Source organism: Nocardioides jensenii JCM 1364 = NBRC 14755 (genome assembly GCF_001552535.1).
In the GTDB taxonomy this organism is placed as follows: domain Bacteria; phylum Actinomycetota; class Actinomycetes; order Propionibacteriales; family Nocardioidaceae; genus Nocardioides; species Nocardioides jensenii.
On the sequence record NZ_BCRJ01000023.1, the window covers coordinates 1 to 8,230 of the forward strand.

Genomic DNA, 8,230 nt, shown 5'->3' on the forward strand with positions numbered 1-8,230 from the left:
CCCGCCAGTGGCTGGCCCCCGACACCCACGTGCGCTTCCACGCCGTCGCTCCCGGCGACTCGCTGGAGCTGACCGGAGGTGTCGTGCGGGTTCTCGCTGCGCGGCACACCCCCGAGGCGGTGCTCTTCGACGTCAGCGCGCCGAGCGGTCGGGTGCTGTATGCGACCGACACCGGCCCCTTGCCCGACTCGACGATCACCGCCACCGCGGGTGCGTCGTACGACGTGGTGCTGCTGGAGCAGACCTTCGGCGACCTCACCACCCATGGCACCGACCACCTCGACCTGCCCTCGTTCGCCGAGCAGGTCCGTCGACTGCGTGGCGTCGGTGCGATCACGGCCGGCACCGACGTCGTCGCCGTGCACCTCTCGCACCACAACCCGCCGACGCCGGAGCTGTCACGCCGTCTGGCGGCGTACGACGCCCGCGTGGTTGCTGACGGCACCGAGCTCCGGTCGACCGTCGCCGCCCCAGAAGACCGTGGATCACAGTCACCAGGTGACAGCGATCCACGGCACACCGGCCGGACACTGGTGATCGGCGGTGCCCGCAGCGGCAAGTCGACGGAGGCCGAGCGTCTGCTGGCGTCCGACGACGACGTGACCTACGTGGCCACGTCCTACCCGCGCTCGGACGACCCGGAGTGGGTCGAGCGGGTGCGCCTGCACCAACAGCAGCGGCCGCAGCACTGGACCACCGTCGAGACCCTCGACCTGGTCGGACTGCTCGGTGTGGACGGTGGTCCGTTGCTGGTCGACTGCCTGACGCTGTGGCTGACCCGGATCATGGACCGACACGATGCCTGGGACGACGAGACGTGGCAGCTGCGCGCCGGCAAAGCCGTCGAGGACGAGGTGACCGAGCTCGTCGCCGCCTGGCGTACGACCCGCCGCCGGGTGGTCGCCGTGACCAACGAGGTCGGGCAGGGGCTGGTGCCCGATCGCGCTTCACTGCGTCGGTTCCGTGACGAGATGGGTCGCCTGAACAGTCGGCTGAGCGCCGAGACCGAGGACGTGCGCTGGTGCGTCGCCGGGCGGGTGGTCCAGCTGTGAGCGCGCTACCGCCGAGCGGTCGACCCGCCTCGGCCGCCCACGAGGAGTCGCGGTGAACGCACTGTGGCTGATGCTGGGCACCCTGACCTCGGTTCGGGTGCCCGCGCCCACGCACGTGGACCGGCGGGTGGCCGGGCGCGCCATGGTGCTCGCTCCACTGGGCGGGGCGCTGCTGGCCCTGTTCACCGCCGGACCGTTGTGGCTGGCGGTCGACCAGGACTGGGGGCTGAGCGGATTCGTCCTGGCCGCACTGGTGCTCGGGGCTCTGGCCCTGCTCACCCGCGGCATGCACCTCGACGGCCTGGCCGACGTCGCCGACGGGTTGGGATCCGGAAGACGCGACGCGGCCGCCCTCGTGATCATGAAGCAGTCCGACATCGGCCCGTTCGGCGTGGTCACCCTGGTCGTCGTCCTGCTCGTGCAGGCGGCTGCCCTGGCCCAGGCGATCACCATGTGGTGGGGGCCCGGCGCGCTTGCCCTGGCGCTGGTGGTGAGTCGCGGCGTCCTTCCCCTGGTGTGCACACGATTCTTTCCGGCGGCTCGTCCCGACGGGCTCGGCGCCACCGTGGCGACCAGCGTCGGCACGCTCGGCGCCGTGGTGGCCCTGGGACTCGTCGCGGTCGCCGGCGCCGTGCTGGTGCCGAGCCTCGTCGACAGCTTCCTGCTCGATGGGGCAACTCTGGTCAGGCTGGCCGTGGCCTGCTTGGGCGCCCTGGTTCCCGGGGTGCTCCTCGCGCTCCACGCCCGCCGGCGCTTCGGCGGGGTGACCGGCGACGTCTACGGCGCCGCCGTCGAGGTCACGTTCACGGCCAGCCTCGTCCTCACCCTGATCGCCGCCTGACCGGCGGCCGTCGTACGCCGACACCTGTGCGGTGCTGTGGGTCGTCCGAGCCTCGTCACTGCACGCGTGGGTGGACCGTTGGCCCCGCGTCGCACGGGGAGAGGTGGGGTCAGGACTCGCGGACCGAGGTGTCCACAAACGGGGGCTTGACGACGGTGAAGACCTCGCGACGACCGCGTACGTCGACCGCGACCTCGGCGCCGTTCTCGACGAACGTGGGCACCAGGGCCAGGCCGATGCCCTTCTTCAGGGTCGGTGAGAAGGTGCCCGAGGTGACCTCGCACAGCGGCACGTCGGCCGTGAGCCGCACCGACATTCCCGGCCGCGGAATACCCCGCCCGACCGCGATCAGCCCGCGCAGCTGGCGAGCCGCACCCTTCTCGCGCTCGGCGAGCAGCACGTCGCGACCCCAGAACGCGTCCTTCTTCCAGCCGACCGCCCAGCCGACCCGGCCCTGGTTGGGTGTCACGTCGAGGGAGATGTCCTGCCCGTGGAGCGGGTAGCCCATCTCGGTGCGCAACGTGTCACGAGCACCGAGCCCACAGGCGGTGATGCCGAACTCGGCACCGGCCTCCGTGAGCGCGTCCCACAGGGCCCCGGCGATCTCGTTCTTCGCGATCAGCTCGTAGCCACGCTCGCCGGTGTAGCCGGTGCGGCAGACCACGACCCCCAGCCCCTGGAACTCGTCGCCCGCGAGCTTGGCCTCGACGAAGGACATGTAGTCGTGCCCGGTGGGCAGGCCCACCTTGTCGAGCACCTCGTCTGACTTCGTGCCCTGGACGGCGAGGACGGCGTACTCCTCGTGGTGGTCGCTCACCCGCACTCCCTCGGGGGCGGTGGCCTGCAGCCGGCGGACGACCTCGGCGGTGTTGGCGGCGTTCGGCACGAGCAGGATGTGCTCGTCGTCCTGGTAGTAGGCGATCAGGTCGTCGACGATGCCGCCGGTCGCCTCGTCGCAGCAGAGCGTGTATTGGGCCTTGCCGGGCTCGATGCGAGCGAGGTCGTTGGACAGGGTCGCGTTCACGTAGGCGGCCGCGCCGGGACCGGTGACCATCGCCTTGCCGAGGTGACTGACGTCGAAGATGCCCACGGCCTCACGCACCGCGGTGTGCTCCTTGACGACGCCGGTGGCGTACTCCAGCGGCATCGACCAGCCACCGAACTCGGAGAACTTCGCGCCGAGGGCGACGTGGCGGTCGTGGAGGGGCGAGGTGAGCAATGAGGATGCGTCGGACATGCGCCGAACCTATCCCAACTACAGTGCTCGATGTGACGACGTACACCCTCCGTAGCGCAAGCCCCGCCAAGACCCGAGCCGACGTGGTGATCGTCGGCGTCTCCAAGGACGGCAAGGGTCCGACCATCGCCCTCGGTGGGGAGGATGTCGCGGCGGCGTACGGCCGCAAGTTCAAGCCGTTGCTCTCGAGTCTCGGCTTCACCGGACGCGCCGGAGAGACCGCCAAGCTCCCGACGTCCGGCACGATCAACGCGCCGCTCCTGCTGCTGGTGGGGCTGGGGGACGCGAAGAAGCTGACGCCGGCCGCCGTACGCCGTGCCGCCGGGGTCGCCGCGCGTGCGGTGACCAACGCAGCCTCGGTCGCGGTCGCGCTGCCGGCCGACTCCCCCGAGCTGGTGCGGGCGGTCACCGAGGGCTACCTCCTCGGCGGCTACACGTTCACCGACTACAAGCGCGACACCAGGCCCGAGTCCGACAAGGCCGGCGAGGTGGTCGTGCTGAGCAGCATCGCCCGGAAGCAGGAGGCGACCGCGCAGTTCGAACGGGCGCAACTGTTCGTCGAGGCGCAGCTCGCCACCCGGCAGTGGGTCAACCTGCCGGCCAACGACCTCAATCCTCCGTCATTCGCCGACCAGGTCGTCGCCCGTCACGCGGAGCTGACCAAGGGCCGGGGCGCACCGAAGATCGGCATCACCGTGTGGGACGAGAAGGCTCTCGAGGCCGACGGCTGCGGCGGCATCCTGGGTGTCGGCGGCGGATCCGCCACCCCGCCGCGCATGGTGAAGCTGACCTGGGAGCCCGAGGGCGCCACCCAGCACGTCGCACTGGTCGGCAAGGGCATCACCTACGACTCGGGCGGCTACTCCATCAAGCCGGCCGCCTCGATGGTCTCCATGAAGGAGGACATGGCCGGAGCGGCCAGCGTCATCGAGGCCCTGTTCCTGATCGCCCGGCTCGGTCTCCCGGTCAAGGTCACGGCGTGGGCACCGATGGCCGAGAACATGATCTCCGGTGCCGCGATGCGACCCGGCGACGTGCTGACCGTGCGCGGCGGTACGACGGTCGAGGTGACCAACACCGACGCCGAGGGCCGCCTGATCCTGGCCGATGCCCTGGTGATGGCAGCCGAGGAGAAGCCGGACGTCATCGTCGACATCGCGACGCTGACCGGTCACATGGTGGTCGCGCTCGGTGACAAGGTGGCCGGGCTCCTGGGCACCGACGAGGCGGTCGAGCAGGTCGAGGCTGCCGCGAAGACCGCCGGTGAGGCGATGTGGCACATGCCGATCCCGGAGGAGATGTCCGAGCGCATCACGTCGAGCAAGGTCGCCGATCTCGCCCAGCACGACGCCGTGCGATGGGGCGGCGGGCTGTTCGCCGGCGCGTTCCTGCGCGAGTTCACCGACGGACTCCCCTGGGCGCACCTCGACATCGCCGGCCCCGGCTTCAACACCGGCGGCGCCCACGGCTACACGTCGCCGGGCGGCACCGGGTTCGGTGTCGCCACGATGGTGGAGTTCGTGGCCGCGCGAGCCGAGGCAGCATCTGAGGACACTGCGCCCGCCGACGCCTGAGCACACCGACAGCTGCGCACACCGGCAGCACGTCGGGGCCACGACAGGAGCGCGTGAGACCCGTCCGGGGCTCACGCCTTCTTGGGCTGCGCCTTCTTCGGCTGAGACTTCTTCGGCTGCGCCTTCTCCGGCTGGGTCTTCTTCGCCGGTGTGACGCTCTCACTGGGGTGACGACGATCGCGGAACGCGACTGCCGACGTGGAATCGTCACGGCTCTCGAAGAGCTCGGTGGCCCGGAGCAGATCGGTCACCCGCTGGTACCCGAAGTTGCGCGGGTCCATCGACGACTGGTTGCGGATCCGTTGGCCGATGGCCGAGGCCCGCGCCCACCCCGACTCGTCGGCGGTGCCTGACACCGCATCACGGAGGAGCTTCACCAGGGCCGCGTCGCCGCGCAGCTTGGGCGTGGGGACGCGGGTCGTGCCTGCGGACGCAGCGAGGTCCGACGGCTCGTCGACGTCCTCGGTCGAGACAATCTTGTCGAGGTGAAGGAACTTCGTGCACGCGTTCACGAAGGGTGCGGGTGACTTCGAGTCGCCGTACCCGAAGACGTCGGCGCCTCGCTCGCGCAAGTGCATCACCAGTGGCGTGAAGTCGGCGTCGCTGGACATCAGGCCGAAGGCGTCGGGCTGATCGCGATGCAACAGGTCCATCGCATCGACCACCAGAGCGATGTCGCTGGCGTTCTTCCCCTTGGTGAGGGCGTACTGCTGCACCGGCCGGATGGCCCGTTCGTGGAGCACGGCCTTCCAGTGGTTGAGGTGCGAGTCGTCCCAGTCGCCGTATGCCCGTCGGGTGCGTGCCTCTCCCTCGTTGGCGAGGTCGTCGAGAACGACGTCGACCTTGCTCGCCTGGGCGTTGTCGGCATCGATCAGCAGCACGATGCGGCGCCGCTCGCCGGTGTCACTCACTGGTTCTTCATCCGGCGGTTGTAGTCGCGCATGCGTTGCGGGATGCCGACCACCGCGGCGTCGTACGACGGAACGCCGTGCTTGTTCGCGAACGTGTGCGCCCACTGGACCGACGGCACGCGTCGGCGGGTCCACTCGCCGTCATGGGCGACCAGCAGCAAGGTGACGTCGCTGACCGCCGTGCGTGGTTCGACGAAGCCCTCCACCCCGCGACGCGTCGTGACGAAGTCGTGCAGGTGCTGCTCATCGGCAGCGTTGGCGGCGCGCACGGTGGTCGAGCCGGTGCGAGCACCGCCGGTGGGGCGGCTGCTTCGCGAGCCGCGTCGGAATCGGTCGAACAAACCCATGCGCACAGTGTGACGCACTGTGCGACATCCCGTCGGCAAGAAGGGTGGTGTCGGGTCTCATCGGGTTAGTGCAAAGATGGGCGACGTCGTTTCATCAGGAGTGGAGGACAACGTGGCAGACGCGGCCAACCCGCACGCCGGCAACACCTTTGACGTGGTCATTCTCGGGGCTGGTTCGGGCGGTTACGCCTGTGCCCTGCGTGCCGCGCAGCTGGGGCTCACCGTGGCCCTGGTCGAGAAGGGCAATCTCGGAGGCACGTGCCTCCACGTGGGGTGCATCCCGACCAAGGCCCTGCTGCATGCAGCAGAGGTCGCCGAGAGCGCCCGGGAGGCCGGCCAGTTCGGGGTCCAGGCCACCTTCGAGGGCATCGACATGGCCGGGGTCAACGCCTACAAGGACGGTGTCGTCTCCCGTCTCTTCAAGGGGCTGACCGGGCTGATCAAGTCCCGCGGCATCACCGTGGTCGAGGGCGAGGGCAGGCTGACCTCCCCGACGACGGTCGAGGTCGCCGGCACGACGTACACCGGCACGAGCGTGGTGTTGGCCTCCGGCTCCTACTCGCGATCACTGCCGGGCCTGGAGATCGACGGCGAGCTGGTGATGACCTCCGAGCAGGCACTCCGCCTCGACCGGGTCCCCACCTCGGCGATCGTCCTCGGCGGCGGAGTCATCGGTTGTGAGTTCGCCAGCGTCTGGAAGTCCTTCGGCGCCGACGTGACGATCGTGGAGGCGCTCCCCCGGCTCGTCGCCGCGGAGGACGCCGCGTCGTCGAAGGTGCTCGAGCGCGCGTTCCGCAAGCGCAAGATCAGCTTCCTGACCGGCACCCGCTTCGAGTCGGTGAAGACCACCGACTCCGGGGTCGTGGTCACCGTCGAGGGCGGCAAGACCATTGAGGCCGAGATACTCCTCGTCGCGGTCGGCCGCGGCCCGACCACCGACGGCCTCGGGTACGACGAGGTGGGTGTGGCCATGGACCGCGGCTTCGTCACCACCGACGAGCGGCTGCGCACCAACGTGCCCGGTGTGTACGCCGTGGGTGACATCGTCCCCGGCCTGCAGCTGGCCCACCGCGGCTTCCAGCAGGGCATCTTCGTCGCGGAGGAGCTCGCGGGTCTCTCGCCTCAGGTGATCGACGAGACCGGCATCCCTCGGGTGACCTACTCCGATCCCGAGCTCGCCTCGGTCGGCCTCACCGAGGAGCAGGCCCAGGAGAAGTACGGCGAGGTCGAGTCACTGACCTACGACCTGGGCGGCAACGGCAAGAGCCAGATCCTCAAGACCGCCGGCTTCGTGAAGCTGGTCCGCCGCAAGGACGGCCCGGTCGTCGGCGTACACATGGTCGGCGCCCGCGTCGGCGAGCTGATCGGCGAAGCCCAGCTGATCTACAACTGGGAGGGGTACGCCGAGGACGTGGCTCCCCTGGTGCACGCGCACCCGACCCAGAACGAGGCCCTCGGCGAGGCTCACCTGGCCCTGGCCGGCAAGCCGCTGCACGCCCACGCCTGACCCAAGATCCGAACAGACGACCCACAGAAGATTCGAGCGAAGGAAACACATGGCCACCGAAGTCACCCTCCCGGAGCTGGGCGAATCCGTCACCGAAGGCACCGTCACCCGCTGGTTGAAGCAGGTCGGCGACTCGGTGGCCATGGACGAGCCGTTGCTCGAGGTCTCGACCGACAAGGTCGACACCGAGATCCCCTCGCCGGTCGCCGGCACCCTGCTCGAGATCAAGGCCAACGAGGACGACACCGTCGAGGTGGGCGGGCTCCTGGCCGTGATCGGTGACGAGGGTGAAGGCGGCGGCGCTGCCTCCGCCGACGAGGCTCCCGCAGAGGAGGCCCCGGCCGAGCAGCCCGCTGCCCAGGAGGCCCCGGCCGAGCAGCCGGAGGCCCCTGCTGAGGAGGCCCCGGCCGAGCAGCCGGAGGCCAAGGAGGAGACGCCGGCCCCGGCAGCCGAGACCGGCAACTCGGGTGGCTCCGGCACCGAGGTGAAGCTCCCCGAGCTCGGTGAGTCGGTCACCGAGGGCACCGTCACCCGTTGGCTGAAGAACGTCGGTGACGACGTCGCGGTCGACGAGCCGCTGCTCGAGGTCTCCACCGACAAGGTCGACACCGAGATCCCCTCGCCGGTCGCCGGCCAGCTGCTCGAACAGAAGGTCGCAGAGGACGAGACCGTTGAGGTCGGCGCGGTGCTGGCCATGATCGGCGACGGCAGTGCCGCCCCGGCTGCCCAGGCGCCGGCCGCCCAGGCCCCGGCCGCCCAGG

General features: G+C 70.1%; 8 protein-coding genes. 5 read left to right on the forward strand and 3 right to left on the reverse strand.

Annotated elements, in window-relative coordinates; translation table 11 throughout:
• Together NJ4_RS26595 and NJ4_RS07080 are read left to right on the forward strand one after the other, a co-directional pair.
• Nucleotides 1-1,052 (forward strand): bifunctional adenosylcobinamide kinase/adenosylcobinamide-phosphate guanylyltransferase (locus NJ4_RS26595; protein WP_067432260.1); only part of this gene is annotated, 1,052 nt, incomplete at its 5' end.
• Nucleotides 1,053-1,104: 52 nt separating this feature from the next.
• Nucleotides 1,105-1,893 (forward strand): adenosylcobinamide-GDP ribazoletransferase, encoded by a 789-nt coding sequence (locus NJ4_RS07080; RefSeq protein ID WP_217996792.1) that lies wholly within the window; start codon nucleotides 1,105-1,107, stop codon nucleotides 1,891-1,893.
• Between the two features lie 109 nt (nucleotides 1,894-2,002).
• Here the strand turns inward: NJ4_RS07080 and gcvT are convergent, their stop codons facing one another.
• Nucleotides 2,003-3,130 (reverse strand): glycine cleavage system aminomethyltransferase GcvT, encoded by a 1,128-nt coding sequence (gene gcvT / locus NJ4_RS07085; RefSeq protein WP_067432263.1) that lies wholly within the window; start codon nucleotides 3,128-3,130, stop codon nucleotides 2,003-2,005.
• 32 nt (nucleotides 3,131-3,162) lie between these two features.
• Here gcvT and NJ4_RS07090 point away from each other — a divergent pair, with 32 nt between their 5' ends.
• Nucleotides 3,163-4,704 (forward strand): leucyl aminopeptidase, encoded by a 1,542-nt coding sequence (locus tag NJ4_RS07090; protein WP_067432270.1) that lies wholly within the window; start codon nucleotides 3,163-3,165, stop codon nucleotides 4,702-4,704.
• Between the two features lie 71 nt (nucleotides 4,705-4,775).
• Here the strand turns inward: NJ4_RS07090 and NJ4_RS07095 are convergent, their stop codons facing one another.
• Together NJ4_RS07095 and NJ4_RS07100 are read right to left on the reverse strand one after the other, a co-directional pair.
• Nucleotides 4,776-5,615: an NYN domain-containing protein gene (locus NJ4_RS07095; protein ID WP_082748266.1), complete on the reverse strand. Its 840-nt coding sequence runs from the start codon at nucleotides 5,613-5,615 to the stop codon at nucleotides 4,776-4,778.
• Nucleotides 5,612-5,962: a hypothetical protein gene (locus NJ4_RS07100; protein ID WP_067432266.1), complete on the reverse strand. Its 351-nt coding sequence runs from the start codon at nucleotides 5,960-5,962 to the stop codon at nucleotides 5,612-5,614. Before NJ4_RS07100 ends, NJ4_RS07095 begins: the two co-directional genes overlap by 4 nt.
• A gap of 112 nt (nucleotides 5,963-6,074) precedes the next feature.
• Here NJ4_RS07100 and lpdA point away from each other — a divergent pair, with 112 nt between their 5' ends.
• Both lpdA and NJ4_RS07110 read left to right on the forward strand, forming a co-directional pair.
• The gene (gene lpdA, locus NJ4_RS07105; protein ID WP_245644493.1) at nucleotides 6,075-7,469 is read left to right on the forward strand and encodes a dihydrolipoyl dehydrogenase; all 1,395 of its coding nucleotides are present in this window, start codon (nucleotides 6,075-6,077) and stop codon (nucleotides 7,467-7,469) included.
• A 49-nt stretch (nucleotides 7,470-7,518) separates the two neighbouring features.
• On the forward strand, nucleotides 7,519-8,230 hold a 712-nt coding region (locus tag NJ4_RS07110), incomplete at its 3' end, for a biotin/lipoyl-containing protein (RefSeq protein ID WP_305082633.1).

Bases quoted from the DNA above. Each gene is read 5' to 3' on its own strand.
- gcvT (WP_067432263.1), bottom strand. From the start codon at position 3,130: ATGTCCGACGCATCCTCATTGCTCACCTCGCCCCTCCACGACCGCCAC.
- NJ4_RS07100 (WP_067432266.1), bottom strand. From the start codon at position 5,962: ATGGGTTTGTTCGACCGATTCCGACGCGGCTCGCGAAGCAGCCGCCCC.